Consider the following 19,914-nt stretch of genomic DNA (forward strand, 5'->3'; position numbering starts at 1 on the left):
ACGCTTCGTGCGAGAAGGAGGGTGGCATGTCTCAACAGCAAACGGGCACGGTAGGGTACAGGACGTGGGATGGAAGCGAGCTTCGTCCGATACCCATCCTGGAGGAACTGCGGGCGAGGGGAAGAGTATGGGAGGATCTCGCTGCGCAATATGGGGTAACAAATCCAGATCCACCATGGAAGATTGATCTGGAAGCCACTTGTGATCTGCTGGCAGGGGACTCCTGTGTCAAGTCCTACGACGAGATCGAGCCTGGTTCCTGCGCCCTGCCGTCCCTAGAAAGGCGCGCGGAAGAAGATGATCTGGCAGAAACGATTTACGCGGAAGTTCCCTATCCTGAGCGTCAGCTGCTTGCGTTAGCGCATTCCATGCTGAAACGCGGCTTCTTTACAGAAGAGGAGCTTGCGCGGAAGCTGCAGGAGGTAGGGGAACGATTGCGGAGCGTTTAATTCAGTCTGGCCGCGTGACCCTATGCTGGCGCGTCTCTTGTGACTCGCAATGCAGGCGCACCGTACCTTAGGCGCAACCAAGGGGATTTGAGTCGATGGCAATTCGTGGGACGGAAATGAGGATCGAGGGGCTTTCGCATCGCTATCCCGGGCGAAAGCAAGTGACTTTTTCGCGTGTCGATTTGGTCTCACCGCCTGGAGAAGCACTTGCCATCATCGGGCGCTCCGGTTGCGGCAAGTCTACGCTGCTTCACATCATCGCGGGCTTACTAAAGCCTAGCGAAGGACGTGTGGTACTCAACGGGACGGAGGTTTTGGGCCCTTCACCCCGCTGGGTAATGATGTTCCAGGCGCCCCATTTGTACCCCTGGATGACCGTACGTCAAAACGTGGGGGTCGGGCTGACCTTCGGGAAATGGAGCAAGGCGGAGATTGAAAAACGTGTCAATGACGCGATTCGATTGGTTGAGCTGGAAGAGTTTGCGGAATCCAACGTGCAGGATCTTTCTGGTGGTCAGCAACAACGGGTTGCGCTAGCGCGATCCCTGGTCATGGAACCGGAACTTCTGCTCCTTGACGAACCTTTTTCCGCTTTGGACGCGTTTACCCGGGCGGCCTTGCAAAAAGATGTGCGTTCCATCGCTAAGCGGCTAGGCTTCAATATCATCATAGTCACGCATGATATCGACGAAGCTGTCATTATGGCGGATCGGGCTGTCATCATGGCAGGTTCGCCCGGCACGATCATGCGTGAAATGACCATAGATTTGCCTGACCCAAGGGAACGTAGTGATCCAGCGGTACAAAAACTGCGTGCACAGCTTTTGTCCGCCTTCCAGGAGGCGGTTGCAAGAGGTGGTGGCAGTGCCCAGCAGGTTGCTGCAACGGGAGGGTCAAGTAGTAGCTAGGAGGACGGTGCTAACTAAGCGGCAAAAAGACCCGCGGGTGATCCCGCCGAGAATCGGTATCCGCCGCGATGATTTGATGCCAAAGGAGGTTTGTCATGAAACGTGAAAAAGATGAGCTGACAGAGGCGAAGCCATTGGTGCATGTCGATGGTTGCTGCTGCACTTTATGTAACAGAAAACACGGTGTAAGCGAGCGGCTGCGCAGGCTGATGCCAAAAAGTGAGGCGGTGAGAGAGGGCGCCGAAGACCCGAATCTGGCGCTTGATTACGATCCGCTTTTCGCCAAGGTGCTCGGTACGGCGGTGTCCCGTCGCGACCTCCTCAAGATTGCGGCGCTAGCGGCGGCCGGCGGCCTAGGCGCGATGTTGGCCGCGCCGCGTGCATCGGCGCAACAGGAGCCGAGAAAGAAAAAACCTTTTGATCCTGTAATCAAGATTGGCTACATTCCGATTACCGATGCCGCAACTTTGCTGGTAGCCCATGAGCTTGGTTTCTTCAAGCGGGAGGGCCTTGAATCGGAGCCGCCGACACTGATCAGGGGTTGGTCGCCTTTGGTGGAAGCGTTCTCGGCGCAGCGATTCAATCTCAGTCATATGCTGATACCCTTGCCGATTTACATGCGGTACTACAACAAATTCCCGATCAAAATCACCGCATGGAATCACACCAACGGCTCGGCCTTGGTGGTGAGCAAGAAATCTGGAGTAATGGCGCCCCATGAGCTAGGCGGAAAACAGTTGGCTGTGCCTTACTGGTATTCAATTCACAATATTATCGCGCAGAGAATCGTTCGCAATGCCGGACTTACCCCGGTCATTCGGCCGCAAGATGCCAAGCTGGCGCCCAACGAGGTTAACTTTTTGGTACTCAATCCGCCGGATATGCCACCGGCCCTCGCGGCGGGGCAGATCGATGCTTATATCGTGGCGGAACCTTTCAATGCCTTAGGTGAGCTCAAAGCGGGGGGCAGAATCCTTCGGTTCACCGGTGATGTGTGGAAGGGACACCCGTGCTGCGTGGTGGTAATGCACGAGGATGATGCAATGGACCCTGCGCGTGCAGAGTGGGCGCAGGCCATACACCGCGCAATCGTCAAGGCGCAACTGCACTTGCGGGATAATCGAAAAGCAATGGCAGAGATGCTATCAAAAGATGGCAAGAAATATCTTCCATTCGATAAAGAAGTAGTCGAAAGGGTGTTGCTCTTTTATGACGCCGCCTATTATAGCCAGCCTCCGGCGATCAAGCACCCACAGTGGCAACAGCATAGGATTAATTTTCAGCCCTGGCCGTATCCCTCGGCGACCAAGCGTGTTGTTGAAGAAATGCGCGATCTGCTGGTCGGAGGGGAGATCGACTTTGTGAAGAAACTCTCTCCTGATTTTGTCGCGCAGGACCTGGTGCAGTACACATACGTTAAGAAGGCGCTTGAGGAAAATCCAGGATGGCGTGCCGACTTGAGCGTGCCCCAGACTGGTGACCCCTTCAATCGTGTTGAGGTCATTCAACTATGACTGAGTTGCGGGCTCAGCCGACAAGAGCAATGCAGCTTGTCCAGACGCAGCTGCGGCGGGTAATGTTCGCCGTTGCGGGCATTGGCATCATCGCCGCAATCTGGCTTGCCGGTGGCTACTGGATCGTCAGTAACCCGGAAACCGCCAGCTTTGCCAAATTCGGGCTGGTACCCACCCTCGGCGCGTTCCCTGAATTATGGGAGATGGGGAAGATCCAGGCGGCGTCGATCGCTAGCGGCTACCGGCTTGGCATGGGGCTGGCAATAGCGATTGCCATCGGCGTGCCGGTGGGGGTAGTTCTGGGGCGAAGTAAATGGTTTGCGGCGTACGCGAACTCCCCTTTTCAGTTTGTGCGGATGATTAGCCCTCTATCCTGGACGCCGCTGGCGGTACTGATCTTTGCGACATGGGATGGAGCAATTATTTTCCTAATTGCGATGGCTTCGGTGTGGCCGGTCATCTATGGAACGGCGGCTGGGCTAGCGAAGGTTGATCCGGCTTGGTTCAAGGTGGCGAGAAACCTTGGAGCCCGGCCTTCGCAGTTGCTGACGAAAATCGTTTGGCCAGCGATTGCCTATGATGTCTTCTCTGGCATGCGGCTCGCTTTGGGGGTGGCGTGGATCGTTCTGGTTCCGGCGGAATATCTGGGCGTGACCTCTGGCCTGGGCTACGCAATCGAGGACGCTCGCGAAACCTTGTCCTATCATCATCTAACCGCCCTGGTGTTGACTATTGGCTTAATTGGCTACACCCTGGACGGTGTGATGAAATTCCTAGTCAAAAAGTACAGTTGGCACCATTAGTAGCGGCCGTCGGAAAACGAGTGGGAAAGCATTTAGGCATTGCGAAGGTGTGGGGAAAAGTCGAATAACGATTATCCAGGGTCCTAGATAATGGCACGTGCAGCGACAACAGAAATGGTGAGCGGCGGAGTGACGGGCAACTGCCTGTCACGTTTCGCAAAGAACACCGCGCAGAAAAGCTGGTATTTCGGAGCAGGCCTTGCCGCGCTTTTTGGCTTGTGGTGGGCGGGCATTCATATAATCACTCTGAACCCGAACCTGGCCGAGTTTCGGGACTTTAGCCCTGAAGCCGCCCTGAAAGCGCTACCGGAGCTCTGGAGCAGCGGAATCATTCCGAATGCGTTGCAGAGTAGTGGCTATAGGTTGGGTAGTGGATTGCTGATTGCAATTGCGATTGGGGTTCCAATCGGGATTGCGTTAGGGCGGAGTCGGTGGTTTCAGCAGCTCAGCGATGTGCCGTTTCAATTTTTGCGTATGATTAGCCCCTTGTCCTGGGAGCCGATTGCAATCGTCGTGTTCCGGGGCTGGGATGAAGCCATCATCTTTCTCATAGCGATCGCTGCAGTGTGGCCGATTATGTTTGCGACCGCGGCTGGGCTAGGCAAGGTGGACCCAAGCTGGTTCAAGGTGGCGAAAAATCTTGGCGCGAGACCGTGGCACATGGTGACAAAGATCGTGGTTCCAGCCATTACCTATGACATCATGACCGGGATTCGCCTTGCCATAGGGGTGGGCTGGATCGTGATCATTCCGGCGGAGTTTCTTGGGGTCACATCTGGATTTGGCTATGCCATACAGGACGCGCGCGAAAGCTTGGAATACGATAATTTGATGGGCTTAATTCTTGTGATCGGTGTGGTCGGCTATATACTCGACTCGGCCTGTGTGTTCGTGATTAGGCGTTTCACCTGGCAAAGAGGGGTACAAGAATGAGTGGTAAGCTCAGCGTGGTCTGCGTGAGCGGAACGCTGGAGAAGCTGCAGATGGCGGCGATGGTAGCGTCGGTCGCCGCGGCGATGGGCACCGAGGTAAGGGTGTTTCTATCGATGAACGCATTAGAGTTTTTCATAAAGGGGCATGATCTGAAGCCGGCCAGCGAAGGGCGTATCGGAGACCAACTGAGAAGACCTGGGGTTCCTGAGTTCAAGCAGTTGTTTATGCAAGCGGTGGAACTGGGCGATGCGCAACTGCTGCCTTGTTCCATGGCGATGGACATCCTCCAGCTCAAACAGGAGCAACTTGAGCAAGGACTTGGCGCGCCGACCGGGTTGACCAAGTTTCTTGGGGACGCAGAGGGCGGCCCTATACTTACGTTCTAAGATAGGTTGCGGCTAAGGGATGGGGAGTCGAAACATGAGTAGTACCAAGGTGGTTGATGCCCGTAATACGTTCTGTCCAGGGCCGCTCATGGAGCTGATTAGTAACATGAAACAGGTCAACGTCGGAGACATTGTAGAGCTGTTGTCGACTGATGACGGGTCGGCGACCGATGTTCCAGAGTGGGTGAACAAAGTTGGGCATGAGATGGTCGGTAGCGAGAAGATAGACGGAGTGTGGCACATCAAAGTAAGGAAGGCGAAATGAAAGGCTAACTGGCTTCTGTGGGGCCGGGCGCGTGCAGGTGAAAGGAGAGATAGGGAATGAAGATCGTCATTGTCGGTGGTGGTACCGGTGGTACCGTAGCGGCGAACCACTTGGCGCGCCACCTCGCGGAAGAAATTCGACAGCATAAAGCGAAAATTGTGTTGCTGTCGGCATCACCCCGGCACATGTACCAGCCCGGGCTGCTCTACGTGGCGTTTGGGCAGATGATGCCCAACGAGCTTTACCGCGACGAAGCGTCATTACTCGAGCAGACTGTCGAATTTCATGTCGATCCGGTGGAGAGATTTGAGCTGGATAAGAACCAGCTGTTGACGCGTTCGGGCAAAATATATGACTATGATGTGCTTATCATAGCGACGGGGTGTCGTATCGTCCCAGAGGAAATTCCCGGTTTAAATGAAGGAGCCGAACATTTTTATACAGAGGAAGGGGCAGTTCGCCTGTACCGCCGTTTGATGGAATTTCGTGGTGGTACGGTTGCGATTGTCGTTTCTTTGCCGCACAAATGCCCGGTCGCGCCTGTGGAAGCCGTATTTATGCTGCATGATTTCTTTAAGGCGCGGGGAATACGCGACAAAGTAAAACTGCGCTACCATTATCCCATTAACCAGGTGCACGGGACCCGCAACGTCGCCGTGTGGGCGAAGCCGGAGTTCGATAAATGTGGCATCGAGTATGAGACGTTGTTTAACGTTAAAGAGATCGATCCGGTCGAAAAGATTGTGTATAGTGAAGAAGGGACTCAATGTAAATATGATTTGCTAATCGCAATTCCGCCCCATCGAGGGATGGAGGAAATCGAAAATAATAAGCTTGGCCAAGCGGGCTGGATTCCCACCGATCGCCATAAGCTGACGATGGCAGGGCATGAGAACGTTTATGTGATTGGCGATGCGACCAATTTGCCGGTCAGCAAAACCGGCTCGGCTGCGCATTTTCAGGCGGAGATTGTTGCAGAAAACGTCTCATCTCTGGTCAAGACTGGCTTGCCGGTCCGGGAGTACGACGGAAAGGTGTATTGTTTCATCGAAGCGGGACTAGATCGGGCGACGTACAACGCGTTCGATTACGTAAATTTGCCGGACTTGAAACCGCCATCGAAGTGGATACACTGGTTTAAGAAGGCGTACAACCAGATGTATTGGACAACGGTCCGTGGCTTGCTCTGAGGGAGGTATGATGAACACGCAGACGGCGAACGAGGCGGTACCTTTTAGCTTGGACGAGCCAACTATTGCGACGATCGTAGAACTTGCCAATCTGCTCGCAGCCGCGCGCGATGCGATGACCGACGAGATGGTGGGAAGGCTGGCGGCTGCCGTGAGTGAAGGACTTAATCTGCTGGACCGGCTGACCCGGAATCAGGGTCTTGTTTACCTTTTGCATGAGCTTGATCGGCCGGAGAATCAACGGTTCTTGGTATCAATGGCTGATGCTTTTAGCCATGCGGGCCGGGAGATCGCGGCGACACCGCAGGCGCCTGCAGGGATTCTGTCTCTGCTGGAGATTATCCGGGGGCCGGGCGTGGTTGAAGGATTGCGCTTGTTGTCGTTGATTGGTGGTAAGCTTAGCGAGAACTTGAGAGAAATTCACCGAAAAGGCGTGGGCGCGCAGCCGTGAGAAGAGGGCCATTCAGCTGGGCCGAAGGTGATAGGCGCCCATGGAAAGGAAAGCCGAATGTTTTCCAGCGGCCATGTTCGGGGAGAGAGAGGCAGGCTCCGCGTGACCTAATTGAGTTTGTGAACTTTTTGGGTTTCGGACTGGCGCACAGTCTGCGCCCCTCCCCCGATTCGGCGCGAGACAGTTATTGGCGGAAGAAACCGCGCGCCCGCATGCGGTCACAGGCATCATAGCGGGGCATGTTGAGGGTGACGCCCTTCTCTTTTGCACGCGCTTCCATCGCCTTGCGGTGTTCCTCATGAATCTGCTTGCATTCCTCATAGGTCTTGGCGGCAAGCATCTTGTTTCGATGCTCGGCCCTCTCCTCCGGAGTCATCATGCTCCAGCCGGGGGTGTTGTTCTGGTTGAAGCGGTAGTGGGGACCCTGAGCTAACGCAACTCCCGATAAAGCCAAAGTGGCCAATAGGGCTACCCGCAAAGTGGTTTTCATTCGTTTCTCCTTTCGTCGTGAATGGGCGACCATCGGACGATGGTCCCTGGTTTTTTATAGCACAGTGCTCTTTCAGCGTGGCGAAACGAAGTGCACAGGGCTGCCAGCAGTCAAACGTTGCCAGAGGGCCGTCGCGCGCCGAATGAGGCGCCATGCCCAAAACACACGGCCCGCCCAGCGCCAGGCACGTCGCGGACGCACCGCGACCAGGACGCCCACGAACAGGGCCAATGCCCACGGGTGGTGCGCGGTGAAGGCGTGTGCGGCGCGGATGACACCGCTCCCCAGGGCACGTAACTGATCCACCTGGCCGCAGGCGCGGGCGAGGGGCTGCGCCGCTGTGGCAAGGGCGCTCCGCTGATGGCGAATGCGTTCCCGCAGCATAGTGCGCTGGGCGAGGAGTTCAGCTTCTCTTCGGCTGATCATGGCCTGCCGCGGATCTCAACTGCGCCAGGTCTTCCTCCAGCTCGGCCAGGGTGTCGGCGAGCGGCGGCGGAGACTGCCGGCTGCTTTGCACGAGCCAGCGGGCGCACAGCAGCGCAGCCAGCAGAAAGGCAAGCCCCAGGGTGCCGACGAGGCCAACCCGCCACGCCTCGAAAAGGAGTACCAACCACCACGCGCCGAAGACGATGGCGAGCATGAGGAAGAAGACGAAGAGCTGCGCCACGATGAGTTGACGCATCAGCCGCGCCTTCTCCACGGCGATCTCCGTGGAGAGGAGTTCAAGGCGCGTCTTCCCCATTGCGACCAGAGTGGCCGCAAGGGTTTTCAGGGAGGCGAAGAGACCTTCCCCTCCGGCGGGCGTGCTCATGAAGGATCAGCGGCGGCCGAGGATGAAGCCCACCAGGAAACCGATGCCCGCGGCGATGCCCACCGCCTTCCAGGGATTCTCATGCACGTAGGCATCGGTGGCGCGTGCCGCGGCCTTGGTCTTTTCCACCAGCACGGCCTCCGCGGCGGCAAGCCTCGCTTTTGCTGCGTGCAGTCGTTCCTGCACCCGTGCGCGCAGGGAGGCGATTTTTTCGCCGGTCTGGTCGGCGGTGGCTTTGAGTACCTCTTCCGCGTCGCTGATGACAGCTTTCATGTCGGCGACGAGTTTTTCCTGGGCGTTGAGTTCTTCCGTTGCCATGGTGAGACCTTTCTTTCAGTGGATGGGAGGGATCCGCGGAGACTTCCGCGGTTTAGAGTAATCTGCTGCCGGGAAGAGAAAATTTCAACCCCGCTTCATGCCGGATGCTCGCGCAGGGCGGCGTTGAGGGCATCCACCACCTCCGCCCAGTCGCTGTCCGCCTCGATGGCCTCGCGCAGGAAAGCTGCCTGGGCGGGCGTCCAGAAAGGCGCGGCGTGGAGCGGCACGTCGTGGGGCAGCGGCGAATGTTCGGCGATGAAGCGGCGGATGGCCTCCCCGTCACTGGGCAATCCCAGCTGCTCGAAGAGCTCATGAAAGGGATGAAAACCGTGCTCCATGGGATCCTCAACACTCTACCTCGGGGGTGGGCGCAGCAAATAGGGCGGCTTCGATACATGCCCGCTCCTCGCGAGTGGGCAGGGCCTCGTGCGCCTCGGGCCGGCTGCGTTTCCAGTCGAGGCGGCCTTCGGCATCGAAGGCGAGATAGCCGTAGTGTTCGTTCACCACCGCCTCCGGTTCATTGTCCTTCAGGCGCACGTACCACTCGGCGATGCGCAAGATTTTGCCGGAAAATTCCGGTGCCGTGGCCACCCCGCGCACCAGGGCGAGATACAGTCCATGGGGCAGCGGATGCACCTTGCCCATTCCATCGAGAAGGAAAACGAAAGTGGCATGACCGCTCCTGACTGCTGGCAGAGCCTCCCGGCGGCGCTGGTATTCGGCCTGCAGGGCTTCCACCACGGTGAGTACTTCATCATAGGCATCGCGCGCGGCCTCGCTTTGTGCCTCATCACGACGTAGAGCGAAATCTTCATGCAGACTGTCGAGCACCTCTAGGGCGCCTGTGAGTCTGGCCCGCTCGAGGAAAATGGGGGAAGGAGACATGGGGGTTTGCCGGCTGGACGAAAATCAAAGCGACACTATAACCTCTTGGCCGCCGCCCGTCACCAACGATGCAGGAGCCGCGCGTGGCGGGCACAAGCCGCTATCCGCTGCCGCAAGTCGCTGTAAATTCCTGTCCCGGTGTTAGCGGCCGTGGCGTGACGGGCTGAGGCCCCGCCAGATCCTGCCGCTCTCTCATTGGACCGACCACGGCTTGAGGGAATCACAATAAACCGAACGTACCTTTGCCTTGCCGTCGCCGGTGTGGAAACGTGGTTCTTTTCCCTCGTGGCCTTGGTGATTGCGTTTTCGGCGCGACGGTGCTTATCTCCGGCGCATTCGCTGCTGCCTTTTGAGGTGAGTGTGCTGCCCTTCACCAGCATTCGGTGAGTGCCACCCGTGTCGCCTTCAAACCGGGTGCGATTCCCAGTGGTGTCTGGCGCTCGAACAGGGAAGGCCGTGTGGCATGGCCAGTGACCCGGGTCTTCGTTGCCGGGCTAGGCAGGAATCGGCATTGGCCATGACATGCGCGCCTGCTATTGCGGAAGCCGCACCAGTTCACGCACTTCGCTGGCGGCGTCCTGGTACACATGGCCCGACGCCTGCTTTCGAGTTTTTCCCTGCAAGGGCCGGTCGCAGTCGAAGCTTGACGACGCGTTGGTCACGCAGACCAAGGGGGTACCGGGGCTTCGAAAGGGGTGAGCGCCGATGTCACGATTTGGATGGGGCATTTTTGGCTCACCAGGAATAGGAGTTCTTGAACGGAACTCTTTTTTGGCACGCCGGGCCTATTCCGCTTGGCCTTCGCGGTCGGCAACATCGGCGGTACCCACGGTCTCGGCGGCGCCTTCATCATCGCGCCGTTTGCCGTTGCCATTTGCCGGCTGTCCGTCTACACCGTTGCCGGCCCCGCCCTCGCAGGGACCCTGGCGACATCCCTCGTCCGCCCGATCCCCTTCAGCGGGTTGCCGACGCCGGCCGGGGTATCCACCCAGCGGGACTGGCCTTTGGGGCTATTGTCAGGCTTTGGCGGCATTGCGGGCATGGAGTGGCGGGGTGTCAGAAGTTGATGCCACAAAAGACGCTCACCCTCCCTTTGGGCAGCCTCGTGCTGCTACTCCTGTGCACTACGTTGCAGCGTTTTTTCCGTGATCAGGCTGGGTATCCGTAAACCCGTGGGCTGAGTGCAGCATGTGCGGTGCCAGCGCAGCTTGGCACCGGTCGACGGTGCTCGCACCTCGAATCCAGGCTAGCGCCATCGCCGGGTCGACTTCAGCAGCACTTGCCGCCGCTGCAGCAGCCGCCGGCGCTGGAGGTGGGAGCGGCTGCGCCGGCCAGCCAGGCCTCGATCTTTTCCTTCGACGGCACGCCCCCGGCATGCACCACTTTGCCGTCGATGACTACCCCAGGGGTGGTAAGGACGCCGTATCTCATGATCTCCGCGAGGTCTTCCACTTTCTCGAGCTCCACGGCCACACCCTTGGCGCGGGCGGTTTCCTCGATGAGTCTGAAGGTGGTTTTGCAGTTGGCGCAGCCGGTGCCGAGGACTTTGATGTTCATGTCAATTTCTCCGCTAGGGAAGGGTGAAATGTAGCCGCGCTCAGCAGCAGGAGACACCAGAGGCGGTGGGTGTGCAGCAGGCACTGTCTGGCTCGATTTCCGCAGGGACAGCGCCGCTGTAAGCTTCGTCAAACCGCGCGTCGAGCATCTGCGCCGCCTCGTCGCGGATGTGACGGGCGATCTCGATGACGAGATCGATCTGCTCCCGCGTTACGCCGTAGGACTTCAATTTGTCCACCTGACACAGGCCCTGCTTGGGATGGTTGGCCGCGATATTGGCCGCCAGAGAGACCAGGGCGACGATGGAAGGGTGCAGAGGGGTTTCGTTCATGGGACGCTCCTTGCTCACAAAACGAGGTTGAACACGTAACCCACTAGCAGAATGCCAGTGGCGACCACGCCAACGAAAGTCATGGTGAGGGGAAGTTTAAGCACCTTGCGCAGGATGAGTAGCTCCGGCAGCGAGAGTGCAATAACGCTCATCATGAAGGCCAGCGCCGTGCCCAGGGCCGCACCCTTGCCGATCAGAGCCTCGACGATGGGCAGAATGCCAGCGGCATTGGTGTACATGGGCACGCCGATCGCTACCGCCAGCGGCAGCGACCACCAGGGCGCATCACGGCCCATGATGGAGGCCATGAAGTCCTGCGGCACGTAGCCGTGGATGCCGGCGCCTACGGCGATGCCCAGCAAGACGTAGGGCCAGACTTTGCCGACGATTTCCTTCACGTGATGCGCCCCGGCCTCGAAGCGCGCAATCCAGTCCATGTTTCCGCCATGCGTGGCGGCGGTTTCTCCCGTATGAATGGCGCGCACCCAGTCCTGCAAGTGGCGTTCCATTCTCAGCTCACCGATGACGAGCCCAGCGGCGATGGCCACGGTGAGACCAAGGACGAGATACAGCGCTGCAACTTTCCAGCCGAACAGGCCAAACAGCAGGGCGAGCGCCACCTCGTTCACCATCGGCGCGGAAATCAAAAAGGAGAAGGTGACCCCCAGGGGCACACCCGCCGAAACGAAGCCGATGAACAGGGGCACTGCAGAGCAAGAGCAAAAAGGTGTAACGATACCCAGACCGGCGGCGAGCACATTGCCGAGGCCCAGGCGTTTGCCCGAGAGTAGGGCGCGGGTGCGTTCCGGTGCGAAGAAGGTCTGGATGATGCCCATGAGGAAGACGATGCCCACGAGTAACAGCAGCACTTTGGGCGTGTCATAGAAGAAGAAATGCACCGCCTCGCCCAGATGGGTGCCGCGGGAAAGTCCCAGGCGGCTCACCACGAAATCGGCGAACTCAGTGAGATGGGTATAGAGGGCAAGCCACAGCAGGGCGGCGAAGGCGATGCCCGCCAGCCAAAGGGCGAGGGCGCGGTTACGCACGGTGGGTGTGGCGGTGGCGGGGCTTGGCGGGAAACTCATGGCCGCTTTTTATCAGAGGGCATATTCGGCATCGAAGGGTGCCTCCCCTTCCACAACCGGTAGGGTCATCGCCCGGTCCCAGATGCTCCACCCGCCATTGACCACCCGCACGTCCCGGTAGCCCAGGGATTTCAATTGCAGCCAGCCCAGACTCATGCGGAAGCCGTCGTGGCAGTAGAGATAAACCGTCTTCTCCTTGGGTACGTCCCGGTAGAGGGCGGCAAGCTGATCCTCGGGCAACCATTTCTGTGTCTGCCCGTCGGTGCCTTCCAGGCTCACCACGTTGATGGCGCCGGGAATGTGTCCGGCCTGGATGGCGTGCCGCACCACCTTGCCGGTGTACATCTCGTGCGGACGCGCATCCACGAGCACGATGTTGGGGTCCCGCCGCGCTACCACGCTGTCGTACACCTCGGGCCACTCAACGAAAAACCGGCGATCGGCGGGCTTGAGCGTGACACGGCCTGGCCGGCGCCGGGGCGTGGGCGTTTGCGTCAGAGTCTGGAAAGCGGTCCATTCCACCGTTCCGCCCTCGAGGATTTTCACCCGGCTCATGTCATAGCCATAAAGGGCGAGGAGGAAATAGAGCCGGGCGGCGAGCGCCGTGCGCGAGTCATCGTAGATGACGATGAGCGAATCGTTGTCGATGCCCCAGGCCCGCAGGGTCGCCTGGAATTTCTCGCGGCTGGGAAAGAGCATGATGGAACGCCCCTCGTTGTCACCCAGGTCTTTGAAGCGCTGGACCTGGACTGCGCCCGGAATGTGGCCGACGGTGAAATAGCGGTGGGGGTGGTAGCGTACTTCGAGGATCACCAACTTGGGATTTTTCATCTGGCTGGCGAGCCAATCTGCGTCCACCAGGAAGGTGCGGTCGGCATGGGCGTTGGAAGCGACACAAAACAGTGCGAAGAGGGCAATCAACCAACGTTTCATGTCTGAATTTCCTTCTTGCGTTTGGTTTTCAGCGGTGGCAGCACAGTGGGGGAGCAGGAGGAGGCTGCGCGCAGGCTCGCACATTCCCCCGGCTGATGGGCGCAGCATTCCTCGGTGAGATAGGCGATGAGTGTAAGCATCAGGGGAATGTTGGCGCGATAGCGCATATAGCGGCCTTCCTGGGACGCCGTCACCAGCCCCGCCTGGGCGAGGGCCTTGAGATGGAAGGAGAGGTTGCTGGGCGCCATGTCCAGCATGCCGGCGATTTCGCCCGCCACCAGGCCTTGGCTGCCATAGCGCACCAGGAGGCGGTAGATGGCAAGACGGGGTTCCGAGGCGAGGGATTCGAAAAGGGCGACGGCTTGGGCGTTGTCCACTTTTCAATAATACAAGCACTATTGAAATGATGTCAAGGGCGGTGCGCTTTTAGGCGCACGCCGCGCCGAGGACCCGGCGGTGATCCTGATGCCGGGGCGAGCGCGGTGGATGGCTAGCCCGCTGGCAAGGCCGCCAGGCTTCCCCACCAACTGGCGGTGATGTCCGACTCACGGTGGAATGGGCGAGGGCGTGCGCGGCAGAAGACGAGACGACGGGGATGCTTGGCTTATGCGGTGCCAAAGAGGAGCCAGATCCCCGCTGCGGCGAGCGGAAGGCCAAACCATCCGCGGCGCTCGCCCAGCCGCTTATGCCCCAGCTGGCCCAAGGTCAAGCCGATGAGCTGCAGCGTCAGGCTGCCAGTAAGGATGCCAAGGAGGTAATGCCACAAAGACGTGCCGGGCGTCATTTCCACGCCGTGGGCATAACCGTGCAGGGCGGCAAGCATCATCACCGCCAGTACGCTCAGCGTCGGCAAGGTATGCAGCACACCGGCGATCACACCGCCCATGATGACCAGCGACCCTGCGAGGAGCAGCTCGAGGGCGGGTAGACCGCCGCTCGCCGCACCCCACAGCACGCCCAATGCGGTCGCCGCCGAGACGGCTGACAGGCCAAGTCCGTGCCGTAAAAGCCACGAGGCCCAAAGCCCGACCCCGAGCATCAGCATGATGTGGTCGACACCGCTAAAGGGGTGTAGCAGCCCCGCCAGCAGAGCCGGCGCGTCCAAATGGCTGGAATGGGCGACTGCCACTCCGGGCAGGAAAAGGCTCGCGGTAAGCGGCAAGTGTTTGCGTAGCCGTGCGGCCATGTGCATCTCGTGGGTTCGATGTTGCCTTCCCGAGATTGTACTGAAGCCGCAAAGGCGGGTGGATGCCGTTTGGCTTCTGCGCGCGCAGAGGTGGCCGAGGCGGTATTTGGCCAACGGTGAAGTCGTCCGGCAAAGGGCAGGCGCAGTGGGGTTGTACAATCACGGCCTTTCAGGTTGCACCGGACGATGGCCTCTGGTGACGCGCGAGGCGCAGCGTAGAAGGCAGCCGACTTGACGACAGTGAGGCTCGAGGGACATGCCCGCCCCTTGCACGGGGTGCCGTTTCACGGGCCAAGGCACAGGAGCCCTGGGGCGGATACGTGACAGAACGGGAATGACCCAGGGAGGGGTGTTTTGCTTGCCTTAGGCCTTTTTCTCGTCACTTTGGCGCTGGTGATCTGGCAGCCGCGGGGGCTTCCTATCGGTTGGAGTGCGCTGGGGGGTGCTCTCGTCGCGCTGGCCCTGGGCATCGTGCATCCCAGCGATGTGCCCACCGTCTGGCACATCGTCTGGGATGCGACTTTCACCCTCATCGGGCTGATCCTCATCTCGCTCGTCCTGGATGCCGCGGGCTTTTTCGAGTGGGCGGCGTTGAGGCTGGCCCGGCTCGCCGGCGGCCGCGGCGGCCTGCTGTTCCTTCTGCTGTCGCTCCTCACCGCGGCGGTGGCCGCCATACTGGCCAATGACGGCGCGGTGCTGATCCTCACGCCGCTGGTACTAGAAATGTTGCATGCACTGCGGCTGCCGCCGCGTGCTTTGCTTGCCTTCGTGCTCACCACCGGTTTCATCGCCGATGCGGCGAGTCTGCCTTTCAAGATTTCCAACCTCACCAACATCATCGTCGCCAATTATTTCGGACTGAGCTTCGCCGAGTACGCCCGCGTGATGGGGGTGGTCAACTTGGTGGCCGTTGCGGTAAGCCTTGTCGTGGCGTGGTGGCTATTTCGCCACGATGTGCCGGCGCGGGTGGTGACCACGGCCCTTCCCCATCCCGGGGAAGCCATTCGCGACCGTTTCGTCTTTGCCACCGGTTTAGGGGTGCTGCCAGCCCTGTTTCTGGGTTATCTCTTTTCCCATGGGCTGGGATTGCCTACCTCCTTCATCACCGGCACGGGTGCAGCGGTGCTGATGCTCGCCGCGGGACGTGAACATTTCCTCCGCCGTCAGCCTCGGGCGGTGATTCCCCTGTTGACGCTTTTGCGGGAAGCACCTTGGCAGGTGGTAGTGTTTTCCTTGGCCATGTACTTGGTGGTCTATGGTCTGCGCAATGAGGGCTTGACGGGGCTCATCGCCCAGGGGCTGCAGAATCTTGCTCAAGCGGGACTCATGATCGCCACCCTGGGCAGTGGGCTTGTCTTCGGTTTCCTCTCGGCGGTGATGAACAACCTGCCCACGGTGCTCATCGGCAGCCTGGCCATCGAAGAGGCACACCTCAGCGTGCCCATGGCAGAGGCCATGATCTATGCCAACGTAGTGGGCTGCAACATTGGCCCCAAGTTCACCCCCATCGGCAGTCTGGCCACCCTCCTGTGGTTGCATGTGCTGGCCCAGCGTGGCCTGCGCATAGGTTGGCTGGAATACTGCCGGTACGGCCTGCTGCTCACCCTGCCGGTGCTGGTGGTGACGCTTCTAGGGCTGGCCGGCTGGCTCATGTTCCTTCGCGCATGAGTTATCCTTCGCATTTTGCGAAAGGACGCTGGGGATGAACCTCTATGCGCTGGCGGCGGTCGCCGCCGGGGCGGTGCTGGGGGCGTGGCTGCGCTGGGGACTCTCTGCCTGGCTCAATCCGATCCTACCGCCCCTGCCGCTCGGCACACTCGCCGCCAATCTCACGGGCGGTTACCTCATTGGCCTGACCATCGCCTACCTGGGGCACCATGCGGGCCTGGCACCCGAGTGGCGGCTGTTTGTCATCACCGGTTTTCTCGGAGCGCTGACCACCTTTTCCACCTTCTCGGCGGAGGTGGTGACGCTCCTTCTGCGTGAGCAGTTCGGGTGGGCGCTGGCCACCGTGGCGATGCATCTGCTTGGCTCCCTGAGCCTTACGCTGCTCGGGATCTGGACGTTCAAACTGCTAAAGGGGTGAGGTGATGTCCGAAGTGTTCCTCAAGATCTACACCGAGGAGAACCGGCGTCATCACGGGCGGCTGCTCTATGAGTGGTTGCTCGAGGAGGCACATGCCATGGGAATCCCGGGCGGCTCGGCTTTTCGCGCCATTGCTGGCTATGGCCGGCACGGCGTGCTGCACGAGGAGACGTTCTTCGAGCTGGCCGGTGACCTACCGGTGGAGGTGGGTTTCGTCACCTCCGAAGCGGATGCGGAAAGACTGCTAAACCGTATCGCCGCCGAAGGGCTGGCCCTTTTCTACGCGATCCTGCCCGCGCGGCATGGTGTCACCGGGCGCAACGGCTGAGGGACGATGGACCCCCTCGGCCACCTCGTCCTCTTCCTTGCTTCGTTCGTCGCCAACTGGTTCTCCGCGCTTTCCGGAGGTGGGGCGGGGCTGATCCAGTTTCCGATCTTGATCTTCCTTGGCCTGCCCTTCGGTGTGGCCTTGGCCACGCACAAGGTCGCCAGCGTGGCACTGGGGTTGGGTGCCACCCTGCGTCATTTGCGGGAAAGCACGCTGGAGAGGCGCTTTTCTCTCATCATCCTGGCTGCCGGCCTACCGGGCGTGGTCCTGGGTGCCCACACCATCCTGCGTGTGCCGGAACGCTGGGCCACCGTAGCCCTCGGGGTGCTCACCCTGGGCCTGGGTCTGTATTCCATGGTGAAACCGCGGCTCGGCCTCGAACATGCGCCCCGTAACCGCGAGGGGGGACGACTGGCGGCGGGGATGCTGGGGCTGTTCGGTATCGGCTTCCTCAATGGTTCCATTACCTCAGGCACGGGGCTGTTCCTCACGATGTGGCTCGTGCGCTGGTTCGGGCTAGACTACAAACGCGCCGTGGCTTACACGTTGGTGCTCTGTGGGGTGTTCTGGAATGGGACGGGTGCGTTGGTGCTGGGCCTGCTTGGCCGCATCGCCTGGGACTGGATGCCTGCCCTCTTGGCGGGTTCCCTGCTGGGCGGCTATGCCGGGGCGCACTTTGCCCTGCGCAAGGGCAACGTCTGGATCAAGCGGGCCTTCGAGCTGGTGACGGTGTTGATCGGCGCCCGCTTGATCATGACCTAGCCGCCGGGCGGCCCTTAAGATTGCTTTAGAGGCCTTGCTGCCACAAACGAGCCAAGAGGCAAATCATGAAACTCTACTATAGTCCCGGTGCGTGTTCTCTCTCCCCCCATATCATCCTGCGTGAGGGCGGATTCGACTTTCAATTGGAGCGGGTCGATCTCCAGAGTTCGGTCACCGAAAGCGGTGCCGACTACAGGGCCATCAACCCCAATGGTTACGTTCCAGCCTTACAGCTCGACGATGGCCAGGTGCTCACCGAAGGGCCGGCCATCGTGCAGTACCTGGCCGATCGAGTGCCGGAGAAACGTCTGGCACCGCCGGCGGGCACCATGGATCGCTACCGCCTGATGGAATGGCTCAGCTTCATTTCCATGGAGTTGCACAAGGGTTTCGGTGCGCTGTTCAACCCGAAACTGCCGGACGAGGCCAAGGCCGTGATCAAGTCGCAGTTGGTGAGCCGTATCGAGCATGCCAACCGGCTGCTGACGGGAAAGCCCTACGTCATGGGTGATACCTTCACGGTGGCGGATGCCTATCTCTTCACCGTGCTGGGTTGGAGCAAATATGTGGACTTCGACCTTTCGCCTTGGCCTACGCTCACGGCTTATCTCGGCCGGGTGGCCGCTCGCCCGGCAGTCCAGGCTGCGCTGACAGCCGAGGGTCTGATTCCTGCGAAAGAGGAGGGAGAACGATGACGACCCCGCTGTTCACCCCGATCCGGCTCGGGCCCCTCCTCCTGCCCAACCGCATCGTCATGGCGCCCATGACCCGCTCGCGGGCTGTGGGTAACGTGCCCAACGACTTGATGGCCAAGTATTACAGCCTGCGCGCGGAGGCGGGGCTGATCATCACCGAGGGCACCTCGCCTTCACCCAATGGCCTGGGCTATGCGCGCATCCCCGGTATCTATTCCGATCCGCAGGTGGCTGGCTGGCGCAAGGTGACCGATGCGGTGCATGGCGCCGGTGGCCGCATCTTCGTGCAGCTCATGCACACCGGACGCGTTGGGCATCCGGCCAACCTGCCGCCGGGGGCGCGGCTGCTCGCGCCGTCTGCCATTCCCGCGCCGGGAGAGATATGGACGGACACGCAAGGCATGCAACCCCATCCGGTGCCCTTCATGATGAGCGAGGAGGACATCGCCGCCACCATGGCGGAATACACCACGGCTTGCGAGCGGGCCATGGACGCGGGTTTCGACGGTGTCGAACTTCATGGTGCGAACGGATATCTCATCGACCAGTTCCTCAACACCGCCGCCAACCAGCGCACCGATCGCTGGGGTGGCTCGGTGGAAAACCGCATCCGCTTCGCGGTGGAGGTGGCCCGCGCCGCAGCCCAGGCCATCGGAGCGGAGCGGGTGGGCATGCGCATCTCGCCCTACCATGACTTCAACGGCATGCAGCCTGACCCAGACATGGATGTTCTCTATCTTCGTCTGGTCGAAGCACTCAACGACATCGGCCTAGTCTACCTGCATGTGGTGGATCATCGCGCCATGGGCGCGACCGGCCCCAGCGATGCATACAAGGCGCGCCTGCGGGCGGCATTCAAGGGCAGATTCATCCTCTCCGGTGGCTACGACGGGGCACGGGCGAATGCCGATCTCGATGCGGGCAAGGGCGACCTCGTGGCCTTTGGTCGGCCCTTCATCGCCAACCCGGATCTGGTGCAAAAGCTCAGGACCGGGGGTGCGATAAAGACTGCCGATCCGGCCACCTTCTACACGCCGGACGCGAAGGGTTACACTGAGCTGTGATGCGCCAGCCTACCTTCTTCATCCCCCATGGTGGCGGGCCGTGTTTCTTTATGGCGTGGGATCCGCCCGATGCGTGGGATCGTCACCGCGCGTTTCTGCAACTTCTTCCCGCCTCCCTGCCCCAGCAGCCGCGCGCTCTGGTGGTGATCTCGGCCCACTGGGAGGCGCCGCAGTTCACGGTGCAGAAGAACACCGCGCCGCCACTCCTCTATGACTACGCCGGCTTCCCCTCTCACACCTACGAGCTCACCTGGCCTGCGCCCGGTGAACCAGAACTTGCAGAGGAGGTGGCGAGCCTGTTGTCAGCGGCAGGTTTTCCTTGCGCCTTCGATACCCAAAGGGGATTCGACCACGGAGTGTTCGTCCCGCTGAAAGTGGCTTTTCCGGAAGCGGACATCCCATGTGTGCCGCGGATTCAAGTTTGAAGTGCAATTTTGATTAACGGGTAGGTGGGTCAGAATGTGCGAGCATTTTGCCCCATCAA

The 19,914-nt window shown here is 60.1% G+C and carries 29 protein-coding genes; 17 read left to right on the forward strand and 12 right to left on the reverse strand.

Going from position 1 to position 19,914, the window contains the following annotated elements:
• The first annotated feature begins 26 nt into the window (after positions 1–26).
• The 9 genes from K6T56_09220 (at position 27) to K6T56_09260 (ending at position 6,899) form a co-directional block, all read left to right on the forward strand.
• A complete protein-coding gene (locus K6T56_09220) occupies positions 27–449 on the forward strand; it encodes a hypothetical protein (protein ID MCL6556525.1) in 423 nt (140 codons plus the stop codon).
• 95 nt (positions 450–544) lie between these two features.
• Positions 545–1,357: an ABC transporter ATP-binding protein gene (locus K6T56_09225; protein MCL6556526.1), complete on the forward strand. Its 813-nt coding sequence runs from the start codon at positions 545–547 to the stop codon at positions 1,355–1,357.
• 95 nt (positions 1,358–1,452) lie between these two features.
• Positions 1,453–2,871, forward strand: coding sequence for an ABC transporter substrate-binding protein (locus tag K6T56_09230; GenBank protein ID MCL6556527.1), 1,419 nt, complete (start codon positions 1,453–1,455; stop codon positions 2,869–2,871).
• Between the two features lie 29 nt (positions 2,872–2,900).
• Positions 2,901–3,674, forward strand: coding sequence for an ABC transporter permease (locus K6T56_09235; protein ID MCL6556528.1), 774 nt, complete (start codon positions 2,901–2,903; stop codon positions 3,672–3,674).
• A gap of 90 nt (positions 3,675–3,764) precedes the next feature.
• Complete coding sequence (locus K6T56_09240) at positions 3,765–4,607, forward strand: ABC transporter permease (GenBank protein ID MCL6556529.1); 843 nt, start codon at positions 3,765–3,767, stop codon at positions 4,605–4,607.
• On the forward strand, positions 4,604–4,993 hold the full coding sequence (locus K6T56_09245) for a DsrE/DsrF/DrsH-like family protein (GenBank protein MCL6556530.1): 390 nt from the start codon (positions 4,604–4,606) through the stop codon (positions 4,991–4,993). The genes K6T56_09240 and K6T56_09245 overlap by 4 nt, the downstream gene beginning before the upstream one ends.
• A 34-nt stretch (positions 4,994–5,027) precedes the next feature.
• A complete protein-coding gene (locus K6T56_09250; GenBank protein MCL6556531.1) occupies positions 5,028–5,258 on the forward strand; it encodes a sulfurtransferase TusA family protein in 231 nt (76 codons plus the stop codon).
• 56 nt (positions 5,259–5,314) lie between these two features.
• Positions 5,315–6,448 carry an NAD(P)/FAD-dependent oxidoreductase gene (locus K6T56_09255; GenBank protein ID MCL6556532.1) on the forward strand — a complete coding sequence of 378 codons (1,134 nt, stop codon included), beginning with the start codon at positions 5,315–5,317 and terminating at the stop codon, positions 6,446–6,448.
• Positions 6,449–6,455: 7 nt separating this feature from the next.
• Positions 6,456–6,899 carry a hypothetical protein gene (locus tag K6T56_09260; GenBank protein ID MCL6556533.1) on the forward strand — a complete coding sequence of 148 codons (444 nt, stop codon included), beginning with the start codon at positions 6,456–6,458 and terminating at the stop codon, positions 6,897–6,899.
• Between the two features lie 184 nt (positions 6,900–7,083).
• Here the strand turns inward: K6T56_09260 and K6T56_09265 are convergent, their stop codons facing one another.
• The 6 genes from K6T56_09265 to K6T56_09290 all read right to left on the reverse strand — a co-directional run bounded on the left by K6T56_09265 (position 7,084) and on the right by K6T56_09290 (position 9,403).
• Positions 7,084–7,389 carry a hypothetical protein gene (locus tag K6T56_09265; GenBank protein ID MCL6556534.1) on the reverse strand — a complete coding sequence of 102 codons (306 nt, stop codon included), beginning with the start codon at positions 7,387–7,389 and terminating at the stop codon, positions 7,084–7,086.
• A gap of 72 nt (positions 7,390–7,461) precedes the next feature.
• Positions 7,462–7,815, reverse strand: coding sequence for a YqjK-like family protein (locus K6T56_09270; protein MCL6556535.1), 354 nt, complete (start codon positions 7,813–7,815; stop codon positions 7,462–7,464).
• Positions 7,793–8,200 carry a phage holin family protein gene (locus tag K6T56_09275; protein ID MCL6556536.1) on the reverse strand — a complete coding sequence of 136 codons (408 nt, stop codon included), beginning with the start codon at positions 8,198–8,200 and terminating at the stop codon, positions 7,793–7,795. The genes K6T56_09270 and K6T56_09275 overlap by 23 nt, the downstream gene beginning before the upstream one ends.
• 6 nt (positions 8,201–8,206) lie before the next feature.
• The gene (locus tag K6T56_09280) at positions 8,207–8,518 is read right to left on the reverse strand and encodes a DUF883 family protein (protein ID MCL6556537.1); all 312 of its coding nucleotides are present in this window, start codon (positions 8,516–8,518) and stop codon (positions 8,207–8,209) included.
• 95 nt (positions 8,519–8,613) lie between these two features.
• On the reverse strand, positions 8,614–8,856 hold the full coding sequence (locus tag K6T56_09285) for a DUF2789 domain-containing protein (GenBank protein MCL6556538.1): 243 nt from the start codon (positions 8,854–8,856) through the stop codon (positions 8,614–8,616).
• Between the two features lie 7 nt (positions 8,857–8,863).
• Positions 8,864–9,403, reverse strand: a complete 540-nt coding sequence (locus K6T56_09290) for a hypothetical protein (GenBank protein ID MCL6556539.1) — start codon at positions 9,401–9,403, stop codon at positions 8,864–8,866.
• A 794-nt stretch (positions 9,404–10,197) separates the two neighbouring features.
• Here K6T56_09290 and K6T56_09295 point away from each other — a divergent pair.
• Positions 10,198–10,470, forward strand: coding sequence for a hypothetical protein (locus K6T56_09295; GenBank protein MCL6556540.1), 273 nt, complete (start codon positions 10,198–10,200; stop codon positions 10,468–10,470).
• Between the two features lie 202 nt (positions 10,471–10,672).
• Here K6T56_09295 and K6T56_09300 read toward each other — a convergent pair whose 3' ends face one another.
• The 6 genes from K6T56_09300 to K6T56_09325 form a co-directional block, all read right to left on the reverse strand.
• On the reverse strand, positions 10,673–10,960 hold the full coding sequence (locus K6T56_09300; GenBank protein ID MCL6556541.1) for a thioredoxin family protein: 288 nt from the start codon (positions 10,958–10,960) through the stop codon (positions 10,673–10,675).
• A 40-nt stretch (positions 10,961–11,000) separates the two neighbouring features.
• Positions 11,001–11,291, reverse strand: coding sequence for a hypothetical protein (locus K6T56_09305; GenBank protein MCL6556542.1), 291 nt, complete (start codon positions 11,289–11,291; stop codon positions 11,001–11,003).
• 14 nt (positions 11,292–11,305) lie between these two features.
• On the reverse strand, positions 11,306–12,376 hold the full coding sequence (locus tag K6T56_09310; GenBank protein ID MCL6556543.1) for a permease: 1,071 nt from the start codon (positions 12,374–12,376) through the stop codon (positions 11,306–11,308).
• A 12-nt stretch (positions 12,377–12,388) separates the two neighbouring features.
• Complete coding sequence (locus K6T56_09315) at positions 12,389–13,309, reverse strand: hypothetical protein (protein ID MCL6556544.1); 921 nt, start codon at positions 13,307–13,309, stop codon at positions 12,389–12,391.
• Positions 13,306–13,686, reverse strand: a complete 381-nt coding sequence (locus tag K6T56_09320; GenBank protein ID MCL6556545.1) for a metalloregulator ArsR/SmtB family transcription factor — start codon at positions 13,684–13,686, stop codon at positions 13,306–13,308. Before K6T56_09320 ends, K6T56_09315 begins: the two co-directional genes overlap by 4 nt.
• A gap of 227 nt (positions 13,687–13,913) precedes the next feature.
• Positions 13,914–14,495 (reverse strand): HupE/UreJ family protein, encoded by a 582-nt coding sequence (locus tag K6T56_09325; GenBank protein MCL6556546.1) that lies wholly within the window; start codon positions 14,493–14,495, stop codon positions 13,914–13,916.
• 354 nt (positions 14,496–14,849) lie between these two features.
• On the opposite strand from K6T56_09325, the gene arsB reads away from it, so the two are divergent.
• The 7 genes from arsB (at position 14,850) to K6T56_09360 (ending at position 19,855) form a co-directional block, all read left to right on the forward strand.
• Entirely contained in the window at positions 14,850–16,163 is a 1,314-nt protein-coding gene (arsB, locus tag K6T56_09330; GenBank protein ID MCL6556547.1) for an arsenical efflux pump membrane protein ArsB, read from the forward strand.
• A gap of 34 nt (positions 16,164–16,197) precedes the next feature.
• The gene (gene crcB / locus K6T56_09335; GenBank protein MCL6556548.1) at positions 16,198–16,581 is read left to right on the forward strand and encodes a fluoride efflux transporter CrcB; all 384 of its coding nucleotides are present in this window, start codon (positions 16,198–16,200) and stop codon (positions 16,579–16,581) included.
• Between the two features lie 4 nt (positions 16,582–16,585).
• Positions 16,586–16,909, forward strand: a complete 324-nt coding sequence (locus K6T56_09340; GenBank protein ID MCL6556549.1) for a DUF190 domain-containing protein — start codon at positions 16,586–16,588, stop codon at positions 16,907–16,909.
• Between the two features lie 6 nt (positions 16,910–16,915).
• Positions 16,916–17,671 carry a sulfite exporter TauE/SafE family protein gene (locus K6T56_09345; protein ID MCL6556550.1) on the forward strand — a complete coding sequence of 252 codons (756 nt, stop codon included), beginning with the start codon at positions 16,916–16,918 and terminating at the stop codon, positions 17,669–17,671.
• A gap of 65 nt (positions 17,672–17,736) precedes the next feature.
• Positions 17,737–18,366 carry a glutathione transferase GstA gene (gstA, locus tag K6T56_09350; protein MCL6556551.1) on the forward strand — a complete coding sequence of 210 codons (630 nt, stop codon included), beginning with the start codon at positions 17,737–17,739 and terminating at the stop codon, positions 18,364–18,366.
• Entirely contained in the window at positions 18,363–19,430 is a 1,068-nt protein-coding gene (locus K6T56_09355) for an alkene reductase (protein MCL6556552.1), read from the forward strand. The genes gstA and K6T56_09355 overlap by 4 nt, the downstream gene beginning before the upstream one ends.
• A gap of 50 nt (positions 19,431–19,480) precedes the next feature.
• The gene (locus tag K6T56_09360) at positions 19,481–19,855 is read left to right on the forward strand and encodes a dioxygenase (GenBank protein MCL6556553.1); all 375 of its coding nucleotides are present in this window, start codon (positions 19,481–19,483) and stop codon (positions 19,853–19,855) included.
• Positions 19,856–19,914: the final 59 nt, after the last annotated feature.

The organism is Burkholderiales bacterium (assembly GCA_023511995.1).
Lineage (GTDB): Bacteria > Pseudomonadota > Gammaproteobacteria > Burkholderiales > Thiobacteraceae > Thiobacter.